Origin of the sequence: Pseudomonas sp. 14P_5.3_Bac1, from assembly GCF_025466135.1 — a bacterium.
GTDB lineage: Bacteria > Pseudomonadota > Gammaproteobacteria > Pseudomonadales > Pseudomonadaceae > Aquipseudomonas.
The window spans coordinates 20,008-45,465 of sequence record NZ_JANLOF010000055.1 but is presented as its reverse complement, the minus strand read 5'-3'; the positions used below and the strand labels follow the sequence as shown (position 1 = coordinate 45,465).

Annotated in this window: 24 protein-coding genes and 1 pseudogene; 18 read left to right on the top strand and 7 right to left on the bottom strand. The window is 61.5% G+C overall.

Annotated features, from left to right (window positions below; translation table 11 throughout):
* Positions 1–127: 127 nt before the first annotated feature.
* From NTD89_RS11970 to argE, 7 genes are all read left to right on the top strand, one after another.
* Positions 128–1,102, top strand: a complete 975-nt coding sequence (locus tag NTD89_RS11970; protein WP_145158627.1) for a LysR family transcriptional regulator — start codon at positions 128–130, stop codon at positions 1,100–1,102.
* 322 nt (positions 1,103–1,424) lie between these two features.
* Positions 1,425–2,942: an amino acid ABC transporter permease/ATP-binding protein gene (locus NTD89_RS11965; protein WP_262207833.1), complete on the top strand. Its 1,518-nt coding sequence runs from the start codon at positions 1,425–1,427 to the stop codon at positions 2,940–2,942.
* A gap of 28 nt (positions 2,943–2,970) precedes the next feature.
* On the top strand, positions 2,971–3,843 hold the full coding sequence (locus NTD89_RS11960; RefSeq protein WP_242195337.1) for a phytanoyl-CoA dioxygenase family protein: 873 nt from the start codon (positions 2,971–2,973) through the stop codon (positions 3,841–3,843).
* A gap of 28 nt (positions 3,844–3,871) precedes the next feature.
* The gene (locus NTD89_RS11955; protein WP_145158621.1) at positions 3,872–4,702 is read left to right on the top strand and encodes an ABC transporter substrate-binding protein; all 831 of its coding nucleotides are present in this window, start codon (positions 3,872–3,874) and stop codon (positions 4,700–4,702) included.
* A gap of 50 nt (positions 4,703–4,752) precedes the next feature.
* Positions 4,753–5,484: a class II aldolase and adducin N-terminal domain-containing protein gene (locus NTD89_RS11950; RefSeq protein WP_145158619.1), complete on the top strand. Its 732-nt coding sequence runs from the start codon at positions 4,753–4,755 to the stop codon at positions 5,482–5,484.
* A 9-nt stretch (positions 5,485–5,493) separates the two neighbouring features.
* A complete protein-coding gene (locus NTD89_RS11945; protein ID WP_262207832.1) occupies positions 5,494–6,171 on the top strand; it encodes a DUF1028 domain-containing protein in 678 nt (225 codons plus the stop codon).
* Positions 6,168–7,319, top strand: a complete 1,152-nt coding sequence (argE, locus tag NTD89_RS11940; RefSeq protein ID WP_262207831.1) for an acetylornithine deacetylase — start codon at positions 6,168–6,170, stop codon at positions 7,317–7,319. Before NTD89_RS11945 ends, argE begins: the two co-directional genes overlap by 4 nt.
* A 138-nt stretch (positions 7,320–7,457) precedes the next feature.
* Here argE and NTD89_RS11935 read toward each other — a convergent pair whose 3' ends face one another.
* Positions 7,458–8,696 (bottom strand): acyl-CoA dehydrogenase family protein, encoded by a 1,239-nt coding sequence (locus NTD89_RS11935; RefSeq protein ID WP_262207830.1) that lies wholly within the window; start codon positions 8,694–8,696, stop codon positions 7,458–7,460.
* Positions 8,697–8,969: 273 nt separating this feature from the next.
* On the opposite strand from NTD89_RS11935, the gene NTD89_RS11930 reads away from it, so the two are divergent.
* The 3 genes from NTD89_RS11930 to NTD89_RS11920 all read left to right on the top strand — a co-directional run bounded on the left by NTD89_RS11930 (position 8,970) and on the right by NTD89_RS11920 (position 10,716).
* Positions 8,970–9,893, top strand: a complete 924-nt coding sequence (locus NTD89_RS11930) for an ABC transporter substrate-binding protein (RefSeq protein ID WP_262207828.1) — start codon at positions 8,970–8,972, stop codon at positions 9,891–9,893.
* Between the two features lie 138 nt (positions 9,894–10,031).
* Positions 10,032–10,334 carry a type II toxin-antitoxin system RelE/ParE family toxin gene (locus tag NTD89_RS11925; protein ID WP_242195319.1) on the top strand — a complete coding sequence of 101 codons (303 nt, stop codon included), beginning with the start codon at positions 10,032–10,034 and terminating at the stop codon, positions 10,332–10,334.
* A gap of 1 nt (position 10,335) precedes the next feature.
* Positions 10,336–10,716: an addiction module antidote protein gene (locus tag NTD89_RS11920; RefSeq protein WP_242195316.1), complete on the top strand. Its 381-nt coding sequence runs from the start codon at positions 10,336–10,338 to the stop codon at positions 10,714–10,716.
* A 41-nt stretch (positions 10,717–10,757) separates the two neighbouring features.
* Here NTD89_RS11920 and gudD read toward each other — a convergent pair whose 3' ends face one another.
* Both gudD and NTD89_RS11910 read right to left on the bottom strand, forming a co-directional pair.
* Positions 10,758–12,083, bottom strand: coding sequence for a glucarate dehydratase (gene gudD, locus NTD89_RS11915; protein ID WP_262207827.1), 1,326 nt, complete (start codon positions 12,081–12,083; stop codon positions 10,758–10,760).
* Positions 12,084–12,102: 19 nt separating this feature from the next.
* Positions 12,103–13,464 carry an MFS transporter gene (locus NTD89_RS11910; RefSeq protein ID WP_242195309.1) on the bottom strand — a complete coding sequence of 454 codons (1,362 nt, stop codon included), beginning with the start codon at positions 13,462–13,464 and terminating at the stop codon, positions 12,103–12,105.
* 348 nt (positions 13,465–13,812) lie between these two features.
* Between NTD89_RS11910 and NTD89_RS11905 the strand changes: the two genes are divergently transcribed.
* The 8 genes from NTD89_RS11905 (at position 13,813) to NTD89_RS11870 (ending at position 23,019) form a co-directional block, all read left to right on the top strand.
* Positions 13,813–14,523, top strand: a complete 711-nt coding sequence (locus NTD89_RS11905; protein ID WP_242195306.1) for a FadR/GntR family transcriptional regulator — start codon at positions 13,813–13,815, stop codon at positions 14,521–14,523.
* 24 nt (positions 14,524–14,547) lie between these two features.
* Entirely contained in the window at positions 14,548–15,243 is a 696-nt protein-coding gene (locus NTD89_RS11900) for a tRNA (adenine(22)-N(1))-methyltransferase (protein ID WP_262207820.1), read from the top strand.
* 101 nt (positions 15,244–15,344) lie between these two features.
* Positions 15,345–16,568: a DUF1444 family protein gene (locus tag NTD89_RS11895; protein ID WP_262207818.1), complete on the top strand. Its 1,224-nt coding sequence runs from the start codon at positions 15,345–15,347 to the stop codon at positions 16,566–16,568.
* Between the two features lie 265 nt (positions 16,569–16,833).
* The gene (locus NTD89_RS11890) at positions 16,834–17,406 is read left to right on the top strand and encodes an ATP phosphoribosyltransferase regulatory subunit (protein ID WP_262207817.1); all 573 of its coding nucleotides are present in this window, start codon (positions 16,834–16,836) and stop codon (positions 17,404–17,406) included.
* 93 nt (positions 17,407–17,499) lie between these two features.
* On the top strand, positions 17,500–17,790 hold the full coding sequence (locus tag NTD89_RS11885; protein ID WP_119742530.1) for a DUF3144 domain-containing protein: 291 nt from the start codon (positions 17,500–17,502) through the stop codon (positions 17,788–17,790).
* Positions 17,791–18,137: 347 nt separating this feature from the next.
* Positions 18,138–20,198, top strand: coding sequence for a methyl-accepting chemotaxis protein (locus tag NTD89_RS11880; protein ID WP_262207816.1), 2,061 nt, complete (start codon positions 18,138–18,140; stop codon positions 20,196–20,198).
* 386 nt (positions 20,199–20,584) lie between these two features.
* Positions 20,585–22,324: an OPT family oligopeptide transporter gene (locus NTD89_RS11875; protein WP_262207815.1), complete on the top strand. Its 1,740-nt coding sequence runs from the start codon at positions 20,585–20,587 to the stop codon at positions 22,322–22,324.
* A gap of 68 nt (positions 22,325–22,392) precedes the next feature.
* Positions 22,393–23,019 carry a glutathione S-transferase family protein gene (locus NTD89_RS11870; protein WP_145158593.1) on the top strand — a complete coding sequence of 209 codons (627 nt, stop codon included), beginning with the start codon at positions 22,393–22,395 and terminating at the stop codon, positions 23,017–23,019.
* A gap of 276 nt (positions 23,020–23,295) precedes the next feature.
* On the opposite strand, the pseudogene NTD89_RS11865 reads toward NTD89_RS11870, so the two are convergent.
* The 4 genes and pseudogenes from NTD89_RS11865 to NTD89_RS11850 all read right to left on the bottom strand — a co-directional run.
* Positions 23,296–23,442: pseudogene (locus NTD89_RS11865) on the bottom strand (N-methyl-L-tryptophan oxidase); the annotation flags it as partial.
* Between the two features lie 484 nt (positions 23,443–23,926).
* On the bottom strand, positions 23,927–24,277 hold the full coding sequence (locus NTD89_RS11860) for a hypothetical protein (protein WP_262207814.1): 351 nt from the start codon (positions 24,275–24,277) through the stop codon (positions 23,927–23,929).
* 92 nt (positions 24,278–24,369) lie between these two features.
* Positions 24,370–24,780 (bottom strand): hypothetical protein, encoded by a 411-nt coding sequence (locus tag NTD89_RS11855; RefSeq protein ID WP_242195295.1) that lies wholly within the window; start codon positions 24,778–24,780, stop codon positions 24,370–24,372.
* 9 nt (positions 24,781–24,789) lie between these two features.
* On the bottom strand, positions 24,790–25,416 hold the full coding sequence (locus NTD89_RS11850; RefSeq protein WP_315975607.1) for a LysE family translocator: 627 nt from the start codon (positions 25,414–25,416) through the stop codon (positions 24,790–24,792).
* Positions 25,417–25,458: the final 42 nt, after the last annotated feature.

Sequence of the window (25,458 nt, the reverse complement as noted above, 5' to 3'; positions counted from 1 at the left end):
CGAAACCAGCATTTGTGCGCGGTAGTGCTTAGGAAAAACCGAAGCCCGTGCAGGTCATCGGTTCGCGGCTGACCCGGCACGAACCCTGCAACACCCCGCGTACAGTCATTGTTGAGGGGCAGGCGTAATGCTCAGTCGTATTACTCAGCGTCAACTGGAGTATTTCGTGGCGTCAGGAGAGGCGGGCAGCATCAGTGCTGCGGCTGAACGCATTCATGTGTCGTCGCCGTCGATCTCGGCCGCCATCACCCATATGGAAGCGGAGCTGGGCATCCAGCTGTTTATTCGCCATCACGCCCAGGGCATTTCGCTCACGGCGGTGGGGCGCCAGGTGATGCAGGAAGCCAAGCTGATTCTGGAGCAGATGACCAACCTCTACACCATCGCCTCGGAGTCGTTGAACACTGTGCGCGGGCCTTTGCGGGTGGGTTGCCTGGAGTCGCTGGCGCCAATGATCACCCCCGAACTGGTGTTTGGTTTTGGCCGCGCCTTCCCCGGCGTACGGCTGACCCAGGCCGAAGGCAACCACGAGGAGTTGCTGGAAAAACTGCGCAGCGGCGAGCTGGATATCGCCCTGACCTACGACCTGGTGACCAGCCCCGACATCGACTTCCAAGCCCTGGCGCACCTGCCGCCGTACGTGATGGTCGGCGAGTATCACCCGCTGGCGAGCTTGCCGGCGGTGAGCATGCAAGACCTTGAAGCGTATCCGGTGGTGCTGCTCGACACGCCCTGGAGCCGCGACTATTTCCTCAGCCTGTTCATGCAGGCGGGCACCACGCCCAACATCATCATGCGCTCCACCAACCTTGAAACGGTGCGCGCGATGGTCGGCAATGGCATTGGCTATTCCTTCGCGAATGCGCGGCCCAAATCCAATGTGTCCCAGGATGGCAAACGCGTGATTCGCCTGCGCCTGGCGGGCTCGCACCGGCCGATGCGGCTGGGCTACGCCACGGCGAGCAACACCCAGCTGTCGCGTGTGGTGTCGGCGTTTGCCGAGCGCTGCCGGATGTTTGTGTCCGATCAGTACATCCCCGGTATGGCGCCGCCGAGCTTTTTTGACCCGCATGCGGTTCGGGTCTTGAGCGGTGTGAGCTGAGGATGCACCAAAAGGTGGCGTGGGCTGCGCCACTTGCTCGGTGGTGCACCCTTTTGGCCTGACCCTGCGACGTCAAGGACAAAATCAATCAAATGTGGGAGCTGGCTTGCCTGCGAAAGCGGTCTGTCTGTGCCTGATGTGCCAGCTGATGCACCGCAATCGCAGGCAAGCCAGCTCCCACAGTGGAGTTTTGGTGTTTTTGGGTTGCATAGGTTCTGCCTACCCAGTGAGCCGGGTTTTACGAATTGACCCTGCACCCCCGTCCCCACGACTCTCATCCCATCGATGCAGATCAATTTCTTTTCAGCAAGGCACCGCGACGATGACATTCGACTGGCACTACATGTTTGGTTTGCTCGCCGATCCCGAGTTCTGGCGGGCGACGTGGACGGTAATCAAGCTCAGCACCCTGACCTGGGTCCTGAGTATTGCCCTGGGCTTTCTGCTGGCGCTGGCCAAACAATCCAAACATGGGCTGCTCAGCGTCCCGGCCCGAGGCTATATCTGGTTGTTCCGCAGCCTGCCGCTGCTGGTGCTGCTGATCTTTATCTACAACCTGCCCCAGGCGCTGCCCGGCACCTCGGCCGTGCTGGCCGACCCGTTCTGGTCCGGCCTGCTGGCGTTGGTGATCTGCGAGACGGCGTACGTGGCCGAAATCCACCGTGGTGGTTTGCTCTCGATTCCCAAAGGGCAGGGCGAAGCGGCGCGGGCGTTGGGCTTGAAGTTCTTTGGCACCCAGTGGCGCGTGGTGATCCCCCAGGCGCTGCGCGTGGCGTTGCCGTCGCTGGCCAACGAGTACATCTCCATCGTCAAGCTCACCTCGCTGGTGTCGGTGATCTCGCTGACCGAGATTTTGATGGTCGGCCAGCGCCTGTATTCGCAGAACTTCCTGGTGATCGAAACCATGGCGGCGGTGGCGTTTTTCTACGTGTTTATCGTCACCGTGTTCGACTTCCTGCTCAAACGCCTGGAGCGCTTTCTCGACGTCAACCAGCGCAACGTGTCCCGCGTGCCGGATGCGGCGGTGCTGGCATTGGCTACCCAACAACGCACGGCGGCGGAGCGCCCGGCCAACACTGGCGTCGCCGCGCTGCAAGCCGCCCGCTTGCATAAGGCTTACAACGACATTGAAGTGCTGGGCTCGGTCAACCTGCAGGTGCAGCCGGGTGAGGTGGTGTCGGTGATCGGGCCGTCCGGGTCGGGTAAAACCACGCTGATCCGCCTGCTCAACGGCCTGGAGCAACTGGACAACGGCGAGATTCATATCAACGGCCTGCCGTTCATTCACTTGCACAAAGTCGGCGCGCAGAAACCTCAATTTATTGAGCACGCCGAGCACCGCCTGAACATCGGCATGGTGTTCCAGAGCTTCAACCTGTTCCCGCACTTGAGCGTGCTCGACAACCTGCTGATGGCGCCGAAATACCATCGCCTGGGGCGCACCGATGAGCTCAAGCAACAGGCCTACGCGCTGCTGCACAAGGTCGGCATGCTCGACCACGCCTGGAAGTACCCGCACCAGCTGTCCGGCGGCCAGCAGCAACGTGTGGCCATCGCCCGCGCCTTGATGATGCGCCCGCAGATCATGCTGTTCGACGAGCCCACCTCGGCGCTCGACCCCGAGAAAGTCAACGAAGTGCTGCAGGTCATCGAAGCCCTGGCCGGGGAGGGCATCACCATGGTGATCGTCACCCACGAGATGAACTTCGCCTTCAAGGTTTCCGACCGCATCGTGTTCATGGAAAAGGGCCGCGTGGTCTGCGACGACACGCCCCAGGCCCTGCGCAGCGGCCACAACCCACGCGTGGAGGCGTTCCTCAAGGACGTCTCGCTGGCGTGATCTCGTTAATGTTCAGGACTCACACAAAATGATCGAGCAAGCTCAAATCGAACAATTCCAGCGCGACGGCTTCCTGGTGGTGGAGGGCGTGTTGTCGCTGGACGAAGTGGCCGCGTTGCAACATGACTTCGACCAGTGGGTAGAGGAGAGCCGCAGCCACGACCAGGGCTGGGGTGCCACCGTGGATGGCCGCGCGCGCTTCGACCTGGAAGGCGATCATCGCGCCGATCACCCGTCGTTGCGCCGGGTGAGTTCGCCCACCGAGATTTCCCCGGCGTATGAGCGCGTGGCATTGCACTCGCGGATGGCGGCGATTTCCGCGCAGTTGGTGGGCGCTGGCGGCGCGCGTTTTCACCACAGCAAGATCAACTCCAAACTGCCGCACACCGCGACGCAGGTGAAGTGGCACCAGGACTTTCTGTTCACGCCGCACAGCAACGACGACATCGTCACTGCCTTGCTGATGGTCAGCGAAGTGACCCCGCAAAACGGCCCACTGAATGTGATCCCCGGCAGCCACAAAGGCCCGTTGTGGTCGCACTGGCAGAACCAGCGTTTTACCGGCTCGGTGGACGATGCCGTGGTTCAAGAGCATTGCCAGCAACCGGTCGCCTGCTACGGCCCGGCCGGTTCCGTGTGCTTTATGCACACGCGCCTTCTACATGCTTCCAGCCCTAACGAGACCGAACTGCCGCGCACCCTGTTCATCAGCGTCTACGCCGCTGAAGACGCGCTGCCATTCGGCGAAAACCCGCTGCCCAGTGCACACGCCGGCCTGCTGGTGGCCGGTGAAGAAAGTGGCTTGGTGCGTTCCACCGACAACCACCTGCGCCTGCCTCAGAAACCCCGTGGCGCATCGTTCTTTGTGCAACAGGCCGGCCAAGACTCCGCGACTGCCTAACCCCCTAAACCCCTTGCAGGTAATGACCATGACAGCGTCTCAAAAAAGTCTTCGCCCTCTTGCCGTGTGCCTGTTGGGCGCCGCGGTTGCACTGACCTCGTTGGCGGCTTCGGCGTTCCAGCAGGAAGGCAAGATCATTGCCGGTTCCGACGTGACCTTCTTCCCGTACGAGTACATGGATAACAACACGCCGGCAGGCTTTGATATCGAGTTCATGGACGGCCTGGGCAAGGTCATGGGGCGCAAGGTCGAAACCCTCGACACGCGCTTCCCCAACCTGATCACCGGCCTGCAGGCCGGGCGGTTCGATGTGACCAACTCGTCGATGTACATCACCGCGGAGCGGGTCAAAGTCATCGACATGATCCCTTACCTGAAAAGCGGCGAGTCGATCCTGACCCTCAAGGACAGTGCGTTCCAACCCAAGAAGCCGGAAGAGTTCTGCGGCCACAAGATCGGCTCCATGGGCGCCACGTCCTGGCTGGCGCAGATGCACAAACTGTCGGATGAGTACTGCGTGGCCAAGGGCTTGAAACCGATTGCGATCAGTGAGTACAGCACCGACCCGCAAACCACCCAGGCGTTGCTGGCCCACGCCGTTGAAGCGCAGATCACCGATGCCGCCGTGGCGCGGGGTGTGGTCGACAAGCTCGGCAGCCGCGTGGTGATTTCGTCCGACACGCTGATCTACCCGGTCCTCAACGGCTTCGGCGTGAAAAAGGGCAACGACGAGGTGAAAAAAGCCCTGCTCGACGGGCTGCAAAAGTACCGCGCGACCCCGGAATACGCGGCATTGCTCAAGAAATACAACTTTGAAGCGCCGACCGATGCCGACATCGCAGCGTTGATGCCCAAGTAAGCCTATTGCGCGGCCGCAGCCTTGCGGTCGCGCCTTGCGGAGACAGATTCATGGCGTTATCCCTTGAAGAACAGGCGCGCATCGACCTGGCGGCAACCTTCCGCATCATTGCCCACTTGGGCATGCACGAGGCGGTGGCCAACCATTTCAGCGCGGCGGTATCGGCCGACGGCAAACAGTTTTTGCTTAACCCGAAGTGGAAGCATTTTTCGCGCATTCGCGCCAGCGACCTGTTGCTGTTGAACGCCGACGATCCGGCCTGCGCCGACCACCCGCATGTGGACGCCACCGCCTGGTCGATCCACGGGCAGATCCACCGACTGCTGCCGCAAACCCGCGCCGTGCTGCACTTGCACCCGGTCTACACCACGGCGGTGGCGTGCCTGGCCAAACCGCACATTCCGGCGATTGACCAGAACACCGCGCGCTATTTCAACCGCGTGGCCGTGGACGAGCTGTACGGCGGCATGGCTGACACCGAAGCCGAAGGCGCGCGCCTGGCCGCGCTGCTCGACGGCAAGAGCCGCCTGCTGATGGGCAACCATGGCGTGATGGTCACGGCTGCGTCCATTGGTGAGGCCTTTGACGATATCTGGACCCTGGAGCGTGCCTGCCAGATCCTGGTGACGGCGTGGTCCACCGGGCAACCGTTGCGGGTGTTGTCGGATGACGTGGCGGAGAAAACCGCACGCGGCTGGGAAGGTATCGCGGACTTTTCGCGGCAGCACTTTGAAGAAATGAAGCAGTTGATGATCGACGCCGACCCTTCGGTGCTCGACTGAGGGCTTTTTATGACGTTTTCCGTTGCCGCTCGCTGTGCCGAAACCGGCCAGTTGGGCATTGCGATCAGCTCTTCAAGCATTGCCGTTGGCGCGCGTTGCCCATGGCTGCGACCCGGCGTGGGCGCGGTGGCGTCGCAAAACATCACCTTGCCGAGTTTGGGCCCGCATATCCTGGATAGGCTAGGGCAGGGCCTGGCGCCGAGTGAGGCGCTGGAAACGGTGCTGGCCGGCCAGGATCACAGCCAGTATCGCCAGGTGACGGTGATCGATAACCAAGGCCGCACGGCGCATTTCAGTGGCGCGCAGACCCTTGGCATTCATGCGGCGTTGAGTGGTGAGCAATGCGTGGCGGCGGGGAATATGCTCGCCCATCCCGGCGTGATCGAGGCCATGGTGCGGGCGTTCGAAAACGCCTCCGGGCACCTGGCCGACCGATTGCTTGCCGCGATGCAGGCGGGCCAGGCCAAAGGCGGTGAAGCCGGCCCGGTGCATTCGGCCGCCCTTGTGGTGGTCGATGACCTGCTGTGGCCCATCGTCAATTTGCGCGTGGACTGGGCCGATGAAGACCCGATCGGCGCCCTCGACCAATTGTGGCAGGCCTATCGCAGCCAACTGCAGGACTACATTGATCGCGCCATCAACCCACACCAGGCACCGGGCTATGCGGTACCGGGAGATGACCGATGAGCAACAGCCGCGACCTGCTGGCGCAACTGGTGCGTTTCGACACCACCAGCCGTGAATCCAACCTGGCCTTGATCGACTTTGTGCGCACGTATTTGCAAGGCCACGGCGTGGCCTGCGAGTTGGTGTTCAACGCGCAAAAGAGTAAGGCCAACCTGCTGGCAACCCTTGGCCCGGCCGGCGTGCCGGGGATTGTGTTGTCCGGGCACACCGATGTGGTGCCGGTGGACGGTCAGCGCTGGACGGTGGCGCCGTTCGACCTGACGGAAAAAGACGGCAAGTTGTACGGGCGTGGCACGGCGGACATGAAGGGCTACATCGCCTGTGTGTTGGCCTGCGTGCCGGCACTGGTGCAGGCGCCGCTGCGCATGCCGGTGCATATCGCGCTGTCCTATGACGAAGAGGTCGGCTGCCTCGGCGTGCGCTCGCTGATCGAAAGGTTTCACGCGCAACCGGTCAAGCCGCTGCTGTGCGTGATTGGCGAGCCCACCGAGCTCAAGCCGGTGCTGGGCCACAAGGGCAAGCTGGGCATGCGCTGCCAAATCCATGGCGCGGCGTGCCATTCGGCCTATGCGCCGTCCGGCGTAAACGCCATCGAATACGCTGCGCGGTTGATCAGTGAGCTGGTGCGACTCGGTGAAACGCTCAAGGCTGAGCAGCACCTTGATGCGCGATTTGACCCGCCATTTTCCACCGTGCAAACCGGTGTGATAAGCGGCGGGAAGGCGTTGAACATCGTGCCGCAGGATTGCAGTTTTGACTTTGAAGTGCGCTCGTTGCCGACCCAGAACCCCTGGCAGGTTGCGGACCAGTTACGCGGCTACGCCGAACACACGCTGCTGCCGGCAATGCAGGCAGTGAGCGCGCAGTGTGCGATCAGCTTCAGCGAGTTATCCAGCTACCCGGGCCTGGCGACGTCGCTGCAGAGCCAGGCGGCTGAGTGGGTTGCGCAATTCTGCGGCTCGCGCGACTACGGCACTGTGGCTTTCGGGACTGAGGGCGGGCTGTTTGACCAGGCAGGCATCCCCACCGTGGTCTGCGGACCGGGCAGTATGGAGCAGGGGCACAAGCCGGATGAGTTCATCAGCCTGGAACAATTGGCGGCGTGTGACCGGATGTTGGCGCGGGTGGTGGCGTTTGTGAGCCAGTAAGCCCACCCCTATCCAATGTGGGAGCGGGCTTGCCCGCGATGCAGGCGCCCCGGTCTTGCCGTTAAACCGAGGTGATGCCATCCCAGGCAAGCCAGCTCCCACACAAGCCAGCTCCCACATTTGCTCTGTGTTGTTTGATCAGGCTTTGGCCACCCCCACGCGCCACTGCGCCGGCGGCAGCAAGCCATTCACCAGGTAATTGCCCACAATCCGCGACTTGTACACGCGCGGGTTATGGTTCGCCAACGTCCGCGCATTGCGCCACAGCCGGTCCAGCGCTTTGTTGCTGGCCGTGGCGCTGGCGCCCAGCGCGTCAAACAGTGCGGTGGTCGCCGCGAGTGTGGCATCCACTACCGGGTTGACTGCCAGGCACACTTCCAGCTCCGCCAATGCCACGTGTGGGTCATCGTCGTGCAGCGGCTGGTCGTGGGCGATTACATACTGCGCTGTCTGCTCCAGGCGCTGCGCCGCTTGCTGGGTGATGGCGTGCGCGGCGTAGGCCTGGCTGGCGACTTCGCCGATGACTTGCAGCAACTGCACGTCGTGCGCTGCGGTGTCGGCGTTGCCAGTGGTGAAGGTCCTGGCGCGCTGGCTGAGTTCTTGTGCACCGCTCAGCGCCGCACGGCGAGCAATGCCGGCGAGGGTGCTGAGGTGGTAGATCTGGTAGAACGACTGGCCGTAGCCGAAGCGTTGGTGGGTAGGGCGCAGGTCGTCCTCCACCGGGGCATTGTCGAAGATACAGGTGCCGCTGGCGGTGAGGCGTTGGCCGAAACCATTCCAGTCATCGACGATGTGCACGCCGGGGGCCTTGAGGTCGACGACGACGGAATACACCGTGCCGTCCTCACCCGTGGCGACGGTGTTGATCAGGTCGCTGTAGAGCGCGCCGGTGGTGTAGAACTTTCTGCCGCTGATGCGCAGGGTGCCGTCGGCATCGCGGTGCAGACGGGTTTCGAAGTCGCCTCGGGTCTGGTTGCCGACTTCGGTGCTGCCGGGAGAGAGCAGCGCGCCCTGGCCGAGCCGGTCCAGCCATTTGGCGCGCCAGTCGAGGTCTTTGGCACAGAGGACGTCCTCGCAGAAACCAAAATGCCCGCGCAGGGCCTGGGTGATGTTGGAGTCGGCGGCGGACAGTTCGGTGAGCAACGCAAGCAGTTCGGCAAAGGTCGCGCCCTGGCCACCGTGGCTCACGGGCAAGCGCCAGCGGGGCAGTCCCAGTTCGTTGAGTTGGCGGATAACAATCGCCAGGCTGGCGCGTGTCTGATCGGCCTCTGCGGCTTGCGCAAGGATCTGCGCAAAGAGCGGGCGAAACGGTGCAGCCAGTTGTTCGTAACGGGAGGAGGGCGCAGCGCCCCAAATATTCAACGCAGAAATCGACATGCAATGGACCTTGCAGAAAGTGGCTCAGGTGCTGGGGTCCAGTGGTCTGGTGCCGTCACCCTAACCCACGGTTCGCAAAGTTTTTAATACGAAAAATAGCTATCAAGCTGTGCGGCGGTTCTATCGATAGTGCGCAACAGTATTAAACCCCGTGATTTTATTGCGTTAGCTTCTACGGGCGCCGTACTTGGCGACCTTCCAATCCCTTTTCTCATCACCAGACTGCACGCCCACAGATGGTTGAGTCAGCCCTCACGTGTGTGGAGTGCGTTCATGATCAATCGTCGACACTTGCTTGCCCTGCTCGGCCTGGCCGTTCTTACGCTGCACGGTCCTTCTGTCGAGGCGGCAGAGCCCCTGACGCTCACCGTGGGCGATCAGTTTTTCTCCAACCGCATTGTTCTGGAGCTGTCAGGCGAGTTGAAGGACTTGCCCTACAAGATCGACTTCAAGCGCTTCAATACCGGCTCCCCTGTGGCCTCGGCGGTTGCCAGCGGCGCGCTGGATGTGGGGATTGTCGGTGACACGCCGGTGATCAGCCTGGCGGCCAATGGCGCGCCGGTGAAAGTGGTCGCCAGCACCCAGACCAGCCTTGACGGCGTCGGCATCGTCGCGCGCAAAGGCATCCAGTCGGTGGCCGATCTGAAAGGAAAAACCATCGCAATCTGGAACGGTTCGTGGAGCCAGCAACTGGCCTACAAAGCCCTCGACGAAGCCGGCGTGCCGCGCAACAGCGTGAACTTCAAATACCTGCTGCCGGCCGAGGCCAGTCTGGCGTTGACCCAAGGCGACATCGACGCGTTCGGCACCTGGGAACCCTACGTGTCGCTGCAGGAGAAAGAGGGCAGCAGCCTGATTCGCAACGCCAAGGGCTTGATGAGCGCGCCGACCTACATCGTTGCGTATGAGCCGGCGCTGGCGCAGAAAGGCGCAATCATCAAAGACTTTGTCGCACGCCTTACCCGCGCTCGTGTGTGGAGCAACAGCCATGTCGACGAGTACGCCGAGGCCTGGTCGAAAGCCAACCAGTCTGCGCCGCAGATCGCCAAGGTGTGGTTCAAGCGTGACGCAATCAAGGTGCTGCCGATTTCGCCGACGATAGTCAGCGAGGCGCAGGCCACGGCGGATTTCCTGGTGGATGCGCAGATGCTGAAGCAGCGCTATGACGTGACGCCGCTGTTCGATCGGGCGCTTTAAACATAAAGGACATAAGCGCTAACAGTATCGACAGTCTGATTATGCGTGGGCTGAGCTAGGTTTTTTGTTCCGGATCGCGCCGGAACAAAAAATTAACTAGCATCGGCAAGGAGTAGCCAGTAGGCTACATGTGAATCTGTGACTAACTTGATCGGCAGGACGCCGGAGTTCGATACATGGCTCGACGGTATGAAGGATATCTGGGGGAAAACGGCTGTTCTGACGCGCTTGGACCGCGCCGAAGACAACAATTTTGGCGACTGCGAGCCAGTCGGCGAAGGCCTGAGTGAAATGCGTGTTTTCGTCGGGCCTGGTTACCGGATTTATTTTGTACGGACGGGGATCACCGCTTACCTGATGTTATGGGGCAGCGATAAAACCGATCAGAAGCGGGGAATCAAACGGGCAAAAGAGATACTCGATGCCCTGAGAGGTCAATGAAATGAGTGAATCGAAATTCAAACCCGAGGACATGCCGATCCTCGATCTTGATACCTCCGGCACCCAGGTTTATGAGGCGTCGCGCTTTCTCGACAGCCCGCAAGTTATCAGTGCTTATCTGGCGCAAAGCATGAAGTCGCAAGACCCGCAGGTGTTTATGAAGGCGCTTGCCGAGGTTGCCAAAGCCCAGGGCGTGAACAAGGTGGCTGAGGCGGCCGGGGTCAACCGCGAGAGTTTGTATAAAACCCTGAAGGGCGGCTCGAAGACCCGCTATGAGACGATCCACAAGCTGATGCTGGCGTTAGGCGTTGAGCTGACTGTGCAGCCGATTGCGCTCAATCAGGCGACAAGCGCTAAGCCAGTGGTCGCCGGTAAACCATGATGGCTTAACGGCGCCCACATTGACCGACTTTGCGCTGAGGCTCAGCGCACCAGGCACGGCTGCTTGTTGTTGAAGCGCCAGCCCGGAATCAAGAACTGCATCGCCACGCTGTCATCTCGCGCCCCAAGGCCCATGCCTTTGTACAGCTCGTGGGCCTTGGCCATTGCATCCATGTCGATCTCCACGCCCAAGCCAGGCTGGGTGGGCACTTTGACGTAGCCGGCTTCGATTTTCAGTGGCGCCTTGGTCAGGTGCTGGCCGTCCTGCCAGATCCAGTGGGTGTCGATGGCGGTGATGTCTCCCGGTGCGGCGGCGGCCACTTGGGTAAACATCGCCAGGGAAATATCGAAGTGGTTGTTGGAATGCGAACCCCAGGTCAGGCCCCATTCATTGCACATCTGCGCCACACGCACCGAGCCTTGCATCGTCCAGAAGTGCGGGTCGGCCAGCGGGATGTCGACTGATTGCAGCTGGATCGCGTGGCCCATTTCGCGCCAGTCGGTGGCGATCATGTTGGTCGCGGTTTTAAGCCCGGTGGCACGGCGGAATTCAGCCATGACTTCGCGACCCGAGTAGCCGTTTTCTGCGCCGCAGGGGTCTTCGGCGTAGGCGAGCACGTGGTGTTGGTCGCGGCACAGGCGGATGGCTTCTTTGAGTGACCACGCGCCGTTGGGGTCAAGGGTGATGCGCGCATCGGGAAAGCGTTCGGCCAGGGCGGTGACGGCTTCGATTTCTTCATCGCCACTCAGGACGCCGCCTTTGAGCTTGAAGTCGTTGAAGCCGTATTTGGCCTTGGCGGCTTCGGCCAGGCGCACCACCGACTCGGCGGTCATGGCTTGCTCATGACGCAGGCGGAACCAATCATCATCGGCGTCCGCCTCGTTGCGGTAGGCCAGAGAGGTGGCCGTGCGGTCGCCGACATAAAACAGGTAGCCGAGCATTTTTACCGCATCACGTTGCTGCCCTTCACCCAGCAGCGCCGCCACCGGCACTTCCAGGAACTGGCCCAACAGGTCGAGCAGCGCTGCTTCTATGGCGGTGACGGCGTGAATGGTGATGCGCAGGTCAAAGGTCTGCAGGCCGCGGCCGGCAGCGTCGCGAGCGGCAAAGGTGCTGCGCATCTGGTTAAGGACGCGTTGGTATTGGCCAATTGGCTGGCCGACCACCAGGCTGCGCGCATCTTCCAGGGTTTCACGGATGCGCTCGCCACCGGGCACCTCGCCGACGCCCGTGTTGCCGGCGCTGTCCTTGAGAATCACGATATTGCGGGTAAAGAATGGCCCGTGGGCGCCGCTCAGATTGAGCAGCATGCTGTCGTGGCCTGCCACCGGGATGACTTGCAAATGGGTGACTACGGGAGTGTTCATGGCAATGTCCTAAGTAAGCTCAAAGAGGTTTGCTGATGGCGGCGCCGGTTGGCGCAGCGCTGGCAGAGGTCAATACGGGCGAGGGCGACGTCTTGGCGAAAAACACCAGGATCGCGGCAAGCACTGAGGTGCCGGCCAGGCCGTAGAGGCCGCCCTGGATCGAGCCGGTGGTTTGTTCCAGAAAGCCAAACGTGGTCGGGGCCACGAAACCGCCCAGGTTGCCGATGGAGTTGATCAACGCGATCACGGCCGCGGCGATGCGCACATCCAGATAGCCTTGGGGAATCGGCCAGAACAGCGACGAGGCGGACTTGAACCCGATCGCCGCGAAGCAGATCGCCACAAAGGCAAAGATTGGCCCGCCGGTGGTGGACATGAACATGCCCGCAGCGGCAATCAACAGCGCGGCGGCCACCCAGGCTTGCTGGAACTTGAACTTGCCAGACAGCGAGGCGAAGGCGTACATGGCGATGATCGAGATCAGCCACGGGATCGAGTTGAAGAACCCGACCTGTATGTCGCTCAGGTCACCCATTTTCTTGATGATGCTCGGCAGCCAGAAGGTCGCCGCGTAGATCGTCAGTTGGATACAGAAGTACAGGGCGCAGAACAGCAGAATCTGGCGGTCCTTGAGCAGTTTGCCGATGGTCGGTTTGACCGTGGTCAGCGCTTCCCGCTCACGTTGTTCCTGGTCGATGGCGCCGACCAGTGTGTCCTGCTCTTCGCGGGTCAGCCATTTGGCGTCGTGGGGTTTGGAGTCCAGCCAGAACCACACGAAGAACCCCAGCGCCACGGACGCCAGGCCTTCGATGGCGAACATCCATTGCCAGCCGTGAAAGCCGAAGCCTTCGATTTGCAACAGCGCGCCCGACAAGGGGCCGGAAATCAGCGAGGCGACCGCCGAACCGCTGAGGAAGATCGCGATGGCCTTACCGCGCTCCACGCCCGGCAACCAACGAGTGAAGTAGTAGATCACCCCAGGGAAAAACCCGGCTTCGGCCACGCCCAGTAGAAAGCGCAGGATGTAGAACTGTGTTTCGTTCTGGATGAACGCCATCAGCGTGGCAACGATGCCCCAGGTGAACATGATGCGCGTCAGCCAGATCCGCGCACCGACCTTTTGCAGCAGCATGTTGGAGGGCACTTCAAACAGTGCATAGCCAATAAAGAACAACCCGGCGCCCAGGCCATAGGCGGCCGCGCCGATGCCCAGGTCATGCTCCATGTGCGTGCGCACGAAGCCGATATTGACCCGGTCGATGTAGTTGAGGATGAACATGATCACGAACAGTGGGAGCACATGGCCCTTCACTTTGCTCACGGCGCGCGTGAGTACTGAGTCGCTGGGTGAAGCGGCAGATACATGGTTTGAATTGGTCACAATTCAAAACTCCCCTGATTTATTTTTATGCGGGTTTGTGTGTCTTGTTGATAGACATCATACAAGTGCATTTCTTTTTTTCGCAATGCGGCGTGGGGTGTATTTGTTCTTATAAGCGCAGCGTTGGAATAGGTATTTTGGTTATTTGCCCAGCTTTACTGGGTTTTTATACCGTTTCGCGTGTGTCGGGAAGGTGTAAGCGTGACCCGCTAAGCGACACTGACGCCCTTTGGGTTAAGCGCTATAAAGTTTAGTTGTCATACAAGTATGGCGTTTTTTGAATCAACTCAGCGTCGCCGCCAGGCGGGGTGTTAAGCTCCGTCCAGCCCAACCCCGTGGACCCTAGCGATGCCCATTGAAAACGGAACCCTGGTCCGTAGACGTTCCAATAACCTGGCCCAAGGCGTGGTTGATGCGCTGACCCAGCGCATCCTGCTCGGCCAGCTCAAGCCCGGTGAAAAACTGCCGTCCGAATCCACCATCGTGCTTGAGCATGGGGTGAGTCGCACGGTGGTGCGCGAAGCCATTTCCAAGTTGCAGGCCTCAGGCCTGGTAGAGACCCGCCACGGCATCGGCACCTTTGTACTGGAGCAACAGGCGCAACAGGGCTTGCGCCTGCATGTGGACACCGTCGCCAGCGTGCGCAATATGCTCGAGCTGCGCCTGGGCCTGGAGGTGCAAGCGGTGGCGCTGGCCGCTGTGCGCAGAAGTGACGAGCAACTCGTGCGCATGCGCGAAGCGCTGGATGACTACCAGGCTTCGCTGGCCAACAACGACAGTTGCGTGGAGGAGGACAAGCGCTTTCACCAACTGATCGCCGAAGCCACCGGCAATACCTTCTTCACTGAAATCATGCTGCACCTGGGCAATGCGATGATCCCACGCACCCAGGTCAAGGGCGCCGAGCGCGGCGGCGCCGATTTTGCCAAGCTCGGTCAGTTGGCGAACCTGGAGCACGAAGCGATCTTCAATGCCATCAAGCGCCAGGACCCGGACGCCGCGCGCGCGGCCATGGTGCTGCACCTGACCAACAGCCGGGATCGGTTTTCGGGTGTGTAATGGCGTGCTGATAAGGAACAACCGTTGAACGAACACACATTGTCCATGCGCCTGGAGCGCGTGGCGGCAAACGTGCCGGCCGGTGCGCGCCTGGCCGATATCGGCTCGGACCATGGCTACCTGCCGGTAGCCTTGATGCGTCGCGGCGTGATCGCGGCGGCGGTGGCGGGGGAAGTGGCGGCCACGCCTTTTCACGCGGCCGAACGTACGGTACGCGACAACGCTCTGCAGCAGCACATCAGCGTGCGGCTGGCTGATGGCTTGGCGGCCATTGAACCGGCGGACGCAATCACCGCGATCACCCTGTGCGGCATGGGTGGCGAAACCATCCGCGACATCCTCGACAGCGGCAGGGCGCACCTGAGCGGTCAGGAACGCCTGATCCTGCAACCCAATGGCGGCGAACAACCCCTGCGCCAATGGCTGATGGACAACGGCTACCAGATCCTGCGCGAGGAGCTGTTGCAGGAGAACCGGTTTTACTACGAAATCATCGTCGCCGAACGCGCTGAGCCGCTGATCTACACGGCGCAACAGCTGTACTTCGGCCCGCTGCAAATGCAAGCGCGCAGCCCGGAGTTCCTGGGCAAGTGGCAACGCATGTTGCGTCAGAAGCACAAGACCCTGGCCAGCTTCGAGCAGGCCCGGCAGACGGTGCCCCAGCACAAGGTTCAGGAGATTGAACAGCAGGCGCACTGGATCACCCAACTGCTGGCTTGAACTGGCAACAGTGAACAGGGTCACACATCCCAGACCGGCGCTTTACCCGGTCTCTTGCGCCGCCCATGATGGACGGCTCGCACCCATGGAGGACGCTGCGCATGTTCGGCTCTCTGCTCGACAAACTGTTCAATCGCCCGCTGACCCAAGACGCATTCGCCGAGAAAGTCATCAAGGCGGCTCGCGAAGCGGGTTTCAACGAGCCTCTTGAGTACGTGCCCAAAGAGTTCCGCCTCAAACATGGCGACGGTAGCTACTTCAACCTGCATAACGCATTCAATGACTATCAGAACGCCGAAAAAGCGCACAAATCTGACGTATTGAAAGGGTATGTATCGACATTGCTCGGCTACAAAAAGCCAGCCCCGCCCACCTTTGAAGGCGTCAGGCCGCTGTTGCGGCCGGTGATTCGTAACCTGGCGATGCTCGAAGAAGTGCGCCTTTATCACGTACGCAACAAGGGCTGGGATGCGCCTTACACCGCCGTTCACAAAGCGCTGGGCAGCGACTGCGTGACCCTGCTGGCGGTGGACTACCCCGAGACCACGTCCACCCTGACTGAGGGGCCTGATCCACAGTGGGGCGTGAGCCTGGACGAGGCATTGGCGGTGGCGGTGAGCAATCTGCGTGAAGCGACCCAGGACGCGTTTGACGAAATTGTGCCTGGCCTCTACCTCGGCCGCTGGAATGACGGCTATGACACCAGCCGCGTGCTGCTGCCGGATGTCCTGCAGCGTGCGGCCATCAAGGGCCGTCCTGTGTTCATGATCCCGACCCGCGACATCCTGATGGTGACCGGTGACAAGGATGAAGAGGGCATTCGGCACATGGTCGAGGTCAGCTTCAAGGCCATGGAAAGCGGGCGTGCGGTGTCCAGCCAGGTCTACACCTATGACGATCAACGGATCGTGCCTTTCATCAGTCAGGATGAAGCGCTCAAGGTGCGCATGGCGAGCCTCGAACACATGCTGCTGCAGGGCAACTACCACGCGCAGAAAGAACAGCTCGACACCCTGCACGATGAGCAGAAGATCGACGTGTTTGTCGCGACCTACACGTTGTTCGAGTTGAAGGACAGTCACGGCAAGACCTTCTCGATCTGTAGCTGGACAGAAACCGTCGACACCTTGCTGCCCAAGACCGACCGCGTGGCGCTGGTGCAGATCCAGCCCGATGGCACCGCCCAGACCCAGGTGGTCGAATGGGCTGAGCTTGAGGCCAAGGTGGGTGACCTGCTGGCGCCGGCGAGCTTGTACCCGGCGCGCTATCGCACGCTGGGTTTTCCGACGCCTGCGCAATTGAGTCAGCTGACGCCGCTGGTTTAACGCCGGCTTGTCACGCCTCACCCACCTGTGCAAGGATCGCCCATGACTGAATTTTCGCAAAGCAACCGCCATCACCCCCACGGACCTTGCCAAAGGTGCCGCGGTTGCTTGCGCTCACTGATTGACCAGAACCTCTGATCACTCAATGAACCACCACCCAAGGCGCCCACGGCGCCTTTTTTATTGCTTGTAGAAAGGGAGATTCAACGGATGACAATGCTACGTGGTACCCGAATAGTGACTGGCAAAGAAGCCGCGATGATGCGTGAAATCGAGGCGCGTTTTCGGAGCTATCTTCATCGACGCGGGCGCTGAAGAAGCCATCGTGCCGGCCCTGTGGGGCCAGGACACGTTTATCGAAAAAGCCGGCGGCAGTGAAATCATCGGGCAGATGTGGGCCTTCGATGACAAGGCGGGACGTCAGTGTTGCCTGATCCCGGAAGCCACCGCGCTGTTCCAGGAACGCAACACGCAATTGCTTGGCACGCGCGAGGAGGCGATGTTTTTCTACGTGGCGCGGTGTTACCGGTATGAGCGGCCGCAAGCTGGGCGCTACCGCGAGTTCACTCAGTTGGGGCTGGAAATTCTCAGCCCTGAGCCCGCGCTGGCGTTGCAGCGCAGCCAAGCGCTGTGCTCCGGTTTTCTCGACACGCTGGGCCTTGACTATGAGCTTAACCTGGCCGTCAAACGCGGCTTGAGTTACTACCTGCAAGGCAATGGCTTCGAGGTGCGTTGCCCCGCGTTGGGGGCTCAGCAACAAGTGGTGGGCGGCGGCGCATACCGCGAAGGCGCCGGGTTCGGCATCGGGCTTGAGCGTCTGGTGCTTGCGTTGGCGTGACGTGCAAGGACGCCTCCACCCGGAGGCGTCTCCTATCCGGCCGCTGGATATGCTCCAATAGCCGCCATCATTTGCTCACCCGGGAACACCGCCATGGCCGACACCACCGACCAAGCCTTCTACGACCGTGCAGACGCACACATCGAACTGTCGAACGAACAACTCAAAACCTGTGAAAACCTCGGCGAGGTCAGCGCCTCGATGATGTTCGGCACCACGCGCTTCAATGCCTGGGCCAGTGCACGCAACTTCAAATCCGGCGCCGAAATGGCCGAGGCGCGGGAAGCGATGCTGAAGTATTTCTGTGACCAGTACCGGATGATGCTTGAGGACAATCTGGATGATCACATCAATAATTTCAGTCAGTACATGTTGGTCAAATAGCTCGCCGGCACCGATTCCACTTGCTCTTGTGCGTTGAGTTGTCTTTTCTTCAGCAGCCGTTGGATGTCCATGGCGGTTTCAGATGTCCTTGCACGCTAGGTCGGGCAGCTCAGTGCCGAGGGCACTCCAGAGCACGCCAGCCTCTCTGGAAAGCCGGGTTACCGTTCCACTCTGCACACTGAGTGCTTTTGCCCCATTTTCGCGCATGCCACCGCGCTGTCACCTCGCCAAGCCGCCTATTTCGCGACCCGCCACCAACGGCCCGTATCTTGCTAGTACCTTCCCAATCAATGACATGGCATTTTGCTTCTAGTCATATCCAGGTTGTTTGGGGGAGTGGGTCGGCCATGCACAGTCTTTTATCACCGGGTATCCGCCTGCTTGGCCGTTTCGGTTTTGCGCGCAAGTTTCAGATTCTGTTTTTCCTGTTCATGCTGCCCCTGGCCGGTAGCCTGTGGCTGATCGGCCAGGACTATCGCGACAAATTAGCGGTGATTTCCAGCGAGCAGTCCGGCGTGCGCCAACTGCTGGCCCTGGACACCCTGGATGGCCAGTTGACCGCACAACGCAACCTGGCTGCCCGCTGGAAAGCGCTGGATATTCTGCACACCCCAACCCCCGCCGCGCAGGCCGCGATGGACAACGTCGATGCCGGCAACCCCGCCATTGTGCAAAGCCTGCAAGCCTTGGGCGATGCGCTCAAGACCCACAACGCCAGCGCCGACACCTTGGCCCGTTTTGAGGCCTTGCAGGCGACGGTCAAGGGCATGGACACCCAATCGCTGCGCACCGTGGGCTGGTGGCCGGACGGTTATGACCGCTTCACCGCCGCCCTGACTGCGATGCAAACCTTGCGCGAGCAGATCACCCTGGAATCCGGCCTGATCCTCGACCCCTGGCTGGAAACCTACTTGCTGATGCAGATTTCCACCCAGCACACGCCGGACCTGATCGAGCGTATTGGCCGCACCGCGAGCGTCGGGCAGTCCTCGATTGCCTCCGGGCAATTCACCTTGCAAAGCCGCTTGCAGATGCGCGACCTGCGCGGCCGAATCGGCGATGCACGCGACCAGTTGGTCAAGGCCGCCGCGTCGCTCAAAGCCAAGCAATACGCCGGGATGGAACCGTGGACGGCGCAATACGACACCAGCCTGCAGTTGCTCGATAACGAACTCAAAGGCCTGGACGATGGCGTGTTTGGCGGCACCATCAAGCTCGACACCGCAGGCTTTGATCGCAGTGTCGACAGCATCCTCGGCGCGTTGGGCGCACTGCGCAGCCAGTCGCTGCACTCGCTGGATGCGCGTTTGAGTTATTACCGTGACCGCTCGCTCAGGGAGTTTATTCCGGTGGTGGCCACGTTCAGCCTGCTGGTCTTGGCCGCGTTGTACTTGTTCATTTGCCTGCAGGCTTCGATTCGTCGCAGTGCCAGTGGCATCACCACGCTCGCCGAGTCCCTGCGTGACGGCAATCTGTGCGTCGAAGTGGCGGTGGAAGGTCGCGATGAACTGGCGGCGATCAGCACCGCGCTCAACGTCGCCGTGGTGCAACTGCGCACCAGCCTGCTGGGCGTCAATCACGAGACCCAGCAACTGGGTTCGGCGGTGCTCACCCTCAACGCGCAATCGGGCAGCACCCTGACCGACGTCGAAGACCAGCAACACCAGATCAGCCAGATCGCCGCCGCTGCCACGCAACTGGCGGCCACCTCGATGGGCGTCGCCAAAAGCTGCGAACAGGCTTCGGGCAGCGCCCAGCAAACCCGGCGTATCGCCGAAGACAGCAGCCGCGACAGCCAGCGCACCACGGCGAGCATCCAGCAACTCAACCAGCGCCTGACCGACACGGCCAATGCGCTGGAACAAGTCAGCCAGCAGGGCCAGCAGATTCAGTCGGTGGTCGACACCATTCGCGGCATTGCCGAACAGACCAACCTGCTCGCACTGAACGCCGCCATCGAAGCGGCTCGCGCAGGCGAGCAAGGCCGCGGGTTTGCCGTGGTGGCGGACGAGGTGCGCAGCCTGTCGCAACGCACCCAGGCTTCTACGGCGCAGATCGCCGGCACGGTGGACAGCTTGCGCGCGACGGTGAGCCAGGCGGTCACGCTGATGGGCGCCGCGTGTGACCAGGCGCTGACTGACGCCGAGTCCGTCACCGGCCTGGGCACACGCCTGGGCGAGATTGCCGGCGCGGTGCAAAACGTCACCGACACCCTGGCGCAGATCGCGGCGGCGGTGGAAGAACAGGCGACGACGGCGGATGAAGTCAGCGGCAATATCCAGCAAGTCGATCAGGCCGCAGGACGCTTGCTCGACGGCGCGCGCGCGGTCAACCAGGCGGCCGACACCTTAAGCAAAGGCAGCCGCGCCCTCAGTGAAAACACCGCGCGCTTTCGCCTGGACCGATAATGCCCCCCTGTGGCGAGCGGGCTTGCCCCGCGTTGGACCGCGAAGCGGCCCCAAAGCCAGACAACGAGGCCTATCAGAAAACCCCCATCGCTCCATCGATCCTGCTGCGCGCCCCCAACACAGTGCGCCCTGAGTAAAAGCACCACGCGCTTTCGCCTGGACCGATGATGCCCCCCTGTGGCGAGCGGGCTTGCCCCGCGTTGGGCCGCGAAGCGGCCCCAAACCCAGACAACGAGGTCTATCAGAAAACCCCATCGCTCTAATCGATCCTGCTGCGCCCCCAACACAGTGCACTCTGAGCAAAAGCACCACGCGTTAGATGAACCTTCAGCGCCAACAGGGCTCACTTATCAAGTCGCCCTGTTCCATTGCCGAAAGGAATCCGCATGCCTTCGACCCCGCCATCCCCCGACCTGACCGCCCCCGTGGAACGCGAACTCAGCCTGCGCGCGGTGATTACCGGGATCGTGCTGGGCATCCTGCTCACGCCCTCGAATGTGTACGCGGGGCTCAAGATCGGCTGGTCGTTCAACATGTCGATCATCGCCTTGCTGGTCGGCTATGCCATCTGGCAGGGCCTGGCCAGGCGCAGCCCCGGGCAACTGCCGTGGACACTGCACGAAAGCAACATCAACCAGACCGTTGCCTCGGCCGCCGCCTCGATTATCTCCGGCGGGCTGGTGGCACCGATCCCGGCCTACACCTTGTTGACCGGCCACACGCTGGACGCCTTGCCGATGATCGCCTGGGTGTTCTCGGTGAGCTTTCTCGGTATCTGGATTGCCTGGTACCTGCGGCCCTCGCTGCTCAATGACAACGCGTTGAAATTTCCCGAAGGCATGGCCACCCTGGAAACCCTGCTGCACATCTACAACCACGGCCGCGAAGCCGCCACGCGCTTGAAGGTGCTGCTCGGCGCCGCGGTGCTGTCCGGGCTGGTCAAATGGGTGGACACGTTTATGTGGGCCTTGCCGCGCTGGTCGCCCAGCGCGGCGTTGGAGCGCCTGACGTTTACCGCCGACCCTTCGCTGCTGTTGCTCGGCTTTGGCGGCATCATCGGTATTCGCGTGGGCCTGACCCTGCTGCTTGGCGCCTTGCTCGCCTGGGGCGGGCTGGGGCCGTGGCTGTTGGCGCAAGGCCTGGTCAGCCTGCCGGCAGATAGCAGCGGCCCGCAATTTGCCGCGCTGGTGGAGTGGTTGTTGTGGCCCGGCGTGAGCCTGATGGTGTGTTCGACGCTGGCCTCGCTGGCGATCCGCCTGTGGGGCTTGCACACGTCCACCCAAGCCGGCGGCGGCACGCCCTGGGCGATCCCCAAGGCTGGGCCTGCCGCCGGTTTTGCATTGGCGATTGTGCTGGTGGTGAGCCTGCAGGCGCTGTTGTTCGGCATCAACCTGTGGATGGCCTTGCTGACCATTCCTCTGGCGATTTGCCTGGCCGCCGTGGCGGCGCGCGTGGTCGGCGCCACCGGCATTCCGCCGATTGGCGCCATCGGGCAATTGTCCCAGCTGAGCTTCGGCATCGTTGCGCCGGGGCAAGTGCCGATCAACTTGATGAGTGCCAACACCGCCGGCGGCTCGGCCGGGCAATGCACGGACTTGATGAACGATTTCAAGGTTGGCAAGGCGATTGGCGCCACGCCGCGCAAGCAAGTAATCGCGCAAATCCTGGGGATTTTTGTGGGCAGCATCGTCGGTGTGTTTGCCTACCTGGCGTTGATCCCTGACCCGCAAAGCATGCTGCTCACCGAAGAGTGGCCGGCACCTGCGGTCGCCACCTGGAAAGCCGTGGCGCAAACCCTGACCCATGGCCTGGATTCATTGTCGGTGAGCATTCGTTGGGCGATTGGTCTGGCAGGCGCGGTCGGCGTGTTGCTGGGCATTCTCGACAGCACCTTGTCCGCCCGACGCGCCCGGTATCTGCCCAGCGCCGCGGCCTTGGGCCTGGCCTTCGTGCTGCCGGCTTCGGTGTCGCTGATGATGGCCCTCGGCGCGGTGTTGACGTGGTTGGCGAGCTGCCGCTGGCCGAGTCTCACCGAACGTTTTGCGATTACCGCGGCGGCCGGATTGATCGCCGGGGAGAGCATCACCGGGGTCGGCGCGTCGTTGTGGGCGATGGTTGCGAATTAATCCATGGCACTCCACCGCGACAGCGTAGTCTCTTACCTGGATACCCACTCTCGTTCAGCGGAGCCCTTATGATCACTGTCCACCACCTCAACAACTCGCGTTCGCAACGCATTCTGTGGCTGCTCGAAGAACTCGGCCTGCCTTACCAGATCAAGCGCTACCAGCGCGACCCGAAAACCAACCTTGCCCCGCCCGAACTCAAGGCCATCAACCCGCTGGGCAAATCCCCGGTGATCGAAGACGGCGACCTTGTGCTGATCGAATCCGCCGCGATCATCGACTACCTGATCCGCCGTCATGGCCAAGGCCGCCTGCAGCCTGATCCGGCCACCGCCACCTACGACAAATACGTGCAATGGCTGCACTTCGCCGAAGGCTCCGCAATGCTGCCGCTGATGCTCAACCTCTACGTCGGCCGCCTGGGTGAAGCGGGCGCACCGTTGCATCCGCGCATCGAGTCGGAGTTGGCCAACTACCTGGGCTACCTGAACGACGTGCTGGCGGACACGCCATACCTGGTGGGTGACGAGCTGAGCGGCGCTGATATCCAGATGAGCTTCATCGGCGAAATCGCCAAGGCCCAAGGCAAGTTGCAGGCCTACCCAAACCTGGCCGCCTGGGTGCAACGCTTCCAGGCGCGCCCGGCGTACCACAAGGCAGTGGAGCAGGGCGGCGAGTACGCCTTCGCCAAATAAAAGGCTCAGCAGGCGCGCGTAACCCTCGTGGCGAGCGGGCTCGGTGTGGCAAACGGGCTTGGTGTGGCAAGCGGGCCTGATGTGGCGAGCGGGCTTGCCCCGCGTTGGGCTGCGAAGCAGCCCCAAACCAGCCGCCGGAGTAACGTCTGGCACACTGCATTTTGCCTCATTGGGGCTGCTGCGCAGCCCAACGCGGGGCAAGCCCGCTCGCCACAAGAAGCCCGCGCGTCACAAAGCTTTAGCCCCTACAGACCACCGAGAGCTGTGTGCGGCTTCTCAGCTGTTCGCAAAGCGCTTCAACGAAAACGACGACAAATCCAGGTCACTCGAACCCCGGATGCACCACTGCGCAAACGCTTCACCCAGCGCCGCCGAGTGCTTGAAGCCATGCCCCGAACACGGCGACACCACCCGAGTTTGCTGATCAGCCATGACCTGGCCGTGGTACGCGCGTTGGCGTACGACTTGATGGTGGAGGCGGGGAGTACCGAGCAGCTGTTTAAGACACCGCAGCATGCCTATACACGAGATCTGCTGGTGGCCTCGTCATTGCGGCCACTGGAATGATCAGCGCCCACGCAGCATTGGCGAGCAACAACGATCAACTGTGGGAGCTGGCTTGCCTGCGATAGGGGCGTGTCAGCGTAAGCCTATGCCACTGATCCACCGCTACCGCAGCACAGAGTGCGCTGTTGTGGCGAGCAGGCTTGCCCTGCGTTGGGCTGCGAAGCAGCCCCAAACCCAGACGCTGAGTTCTTTCAGGAAAATGGCAGTGCCTTTACTGGGCCTGCTTCGCAGCCCAACGCAGGGCAAGCCTGCTCGCCACTGGGAGAAATTGGTTGCCTTCAAAAGTTGTGTAGATATCCAGGGCGATCGCAGGCAAGCCAGCTCCCACAGTAGAGCCGCTTCAGGCCAGTCGCGCCCGCCAATCACCGCCATGCTGGAGGTTGCAGGCTTCTTCGCAATCAAAGCGTACACAGCGCTCGATTTTCACCGAGGCCACCTCGGCGTCTTCCAACGCAGCAGCCGTCAGTTCGCGCATACGTTGGTCCGCCCCGTTTGCCAGGGCCAGATCCTTGTTGGCCCGCGTATCGAACACCCAAATCACACGCAGGCTTTGCGGGAACGCAGCGTAGTCAACCGTGTGAGTCAGCCACTCGAAGCCCGGGATTTCAGCTTTGGCGGTTTCGCAGGCTTCGGTCAGCGTGGCGACCAGGCGGCGTTCGAGGCGGGCGGTGGCGCGTTTGGTTAGGGGCATCAAAGGTCCTGAGATTCAAAAAAAGTCATCACATCATCCGGCCCGTATTCACGGGTTAGCCAGTGGTTCCCATCGGTTCGAAGTGAAACGCCTTAGACCTGAATGTCACACCACGCCTCAACGGCGTGCAGCCGCAAAGTCAGACCCGATGCGAAGCACACGACCACGTGATGGTCGGCGGGGAAGGTATCGCAGAGGTAGAACGTTTCTGTCGCGGCGTCGGCTTCCACAATGCCGATGGCGTGAAGCACCGTGTCATCCTCAATCGGGCTATCATGGCGCCCTTCGGCCGAAAAATAACTCACGCCATGGAAGGTGACGGTGATCTCCCGTGGCTCTTCGGGCGGCACCCAGTCCTCGGTCCGTCGTGTAAACCTGAGCGACAGCGTGCGCTCAGACAGCGCGTAATGGATGTCGCTGGCGACATAGAAATTGTGCAGGTCACAGGCGCGTCCTTCGACCTCAACCTCTATATGCCCGAGTACAAAACCGTGAAATTTCATCGCGCTTGCCTATCGCTGCTGAAAGGCCACCTTCAGCCCCAGCCCCATAAACAGCGTGCCGATGATTTTGCCTTCCCAGCGACGCAGCTTTGACAGCCCCTTGAACCCGCGACTCAACGGGCGAATCGAGATCGCCAGCAAGCTCGTGTAAATCGCGCTCAGCACCGAAAAAATCAAACCCAGCACCGCAAATTGCACCAGCGACGAGCCGGATTCGGGATGAACAAATTGCGGCAAAAAGGCCAGAAAAAAGATCGCGGTTTTCGGGTTCAACACCTCGGCCCCGATCGCCTGGAAAAACGCCTGACGCGGCGTCACCGCCGGTAACTCAAGGCGCGCATGCTTGCCGGTTTTGGCCATAAAGGCCCGCACGCCCAGGTAGATCAGATACGCCGCACCGGCCCACTTCACCGCGTTGAACGCCGCCGCCGAGGTCATCAAAATCGCTGACAGGCCCAGTGCCGCGCACAGTGTGTGAATCAAGTCGCCGCAAGCCACCCCCAGCCCGGTGGCGATGCCCACCTTGCGCCCGCCTTGAATCGTACGCGTGAGCACCAACAACACCGAAGGGCCGGGGATCAGGAAAAGACCGATCACCACGGCGACGTAGGTGACGAGGGAGGCGAGTTCAAACATGGCGGCGATCTCTGAGTCAGGCACGGCCTACAGTAATCCTCA

Bases quoted from the DNA above. Each gene is read 5' to 3' on its own strand.
- NTD89_RS11860 (WP_262207814.1), bottom strand. From the start codon at position 24,277: ATGCCCCTAACCAAACGCGCCACCGCCCGCCTCGAACGCCGCCTGGTC.
- NTD89_RS11850 (WP_315975607.1), bottom strand. From the start codon at position 25,416: ATGTTTGAACTCGCCTCCCTCGTCACCTACGTCGCCGTGGTGATCGGT.
- NTD89_RS11950 (WP_145158619.1), top strand. From the start codon at position 4,753: ATGGCGTTATCCCTTGAAGAACAGGCGCGCATCGACCTGGCGGCAACC.
- NTD89_RS11930 (WP_262207828.1), top strand. From the start codon at position 8,970: ATGATCAATCGTCGACACTTGCTTGCCCTGCTCGGCCTGGCCGTTCTT.
- NTD89_RS11855 (WP_242195295.1), bottom strand. From the start codon at position 24,780: ATGAAATTTCACGGTTTTGTACTCGGGCATATAGAGGTTGAGGTCGAA.
- NTD89_RS11960 (WP_242195337.1), top strand. From the start codon at position 2,971: ATGATCGAGCAAGCTCAAATCGAACAATTCCAGCGCGACGGCTTCCTG.
- NTD89_RS11920 (WP_242195316.1), top strand. From the start codon at position 10,336: ATGAGTGAATCGAAATTCAAACCCGAGGACATGCCGATCCTCGATCTT.
- NTD89_RS11885 (WP_119742530.1), top strand. From the start codon at position 17,500: ATGGCCGACACCACCGACCAAGCCTTCTACGACCGTGCAGACGCACAC.
- NTD89_RS11880 (WP_262207816.1), top strand. From the start codon at position 18,138: ATGCACAGTCTTTTATCACCGGGTATCCGCCTGCTTGGCCGTTTCGGT.
- NTD89_RS11905 (WP_242195306.1), top strand. From the start codon at position 13,813: ATGCCCATTGAAAACGGAACCCTGGTCCGTAGACGTTCCAATAACCTG.
- argE (WP_262207831.1), top strand. From the start codon at position 6,168: ATGAGCAACAGCCGCGACCTGCTGGCGCAACTGGTGCGTTTCGACACC.
- gudD (WP_262207827.1), bottom strand. From the start codon at position 12,083: ATGAACACTCCCGTAGTCACCCATTTGCAAGTCATCCCGGTGGCAGGC.
- NTD89_RS11895 (WP_262207818.1), top strand. From the start codon at position 15,345: ATGTTCGGCTCTCTGCTCGACAAACTGTTCAATCGCCCGCTGACCCAA.
- NTD89_RS11970 (WP_145158627.1), top strand. From the start codon at position 128: ATGCTCAGTCGTATTACTCAGCGTCAACTGGAGTATTTCGTGGCGTCA.
- NTD89_RS11945 (WP_262207832.1), top strand. From the start codon at position 5,494: ATGACGTTTTCCGTTGCCGCTCGCTGTGCCGAAACCGGCCAGTTGGGC.
- NTD89_RS11955 (WP_145158621.1), top strand. From the start codon at position 3,872: ATGACAGCGTCTCAAAAAAGTCTTCGCCCTCTTGCCGTGTGCCTGTTG.
- NTD89_RS11965 (WP_262207833.1), top strand. From the start codon at position 1,425: ATGACATTCGACTGGCACTACATGTTTGGTTTGCTCGCCGATCCCGAG.
- NTD89_RS11875 (WP_262207815.1), top strand. From the start codon at position 20,585: ATGCCTTCGACCCCGCCATCCCCCGACCTGACCGCCCCCGTGGAACGC.
- NTD89_RS11870 (WP_145158593.1), top strand. From the start codon at position 22,393: ATGATCACTGTCCACCACCTCAACAACTCGCGTTCGCAACGCATTCTG.
- NTD89_RS11935 (WP_262207830.1), bottom strand. From the start codon at position 8,696: ATGTCGATTTCTGCGTTGAATATTTGGGGCGCTGCGCCCTCCTCCCGT.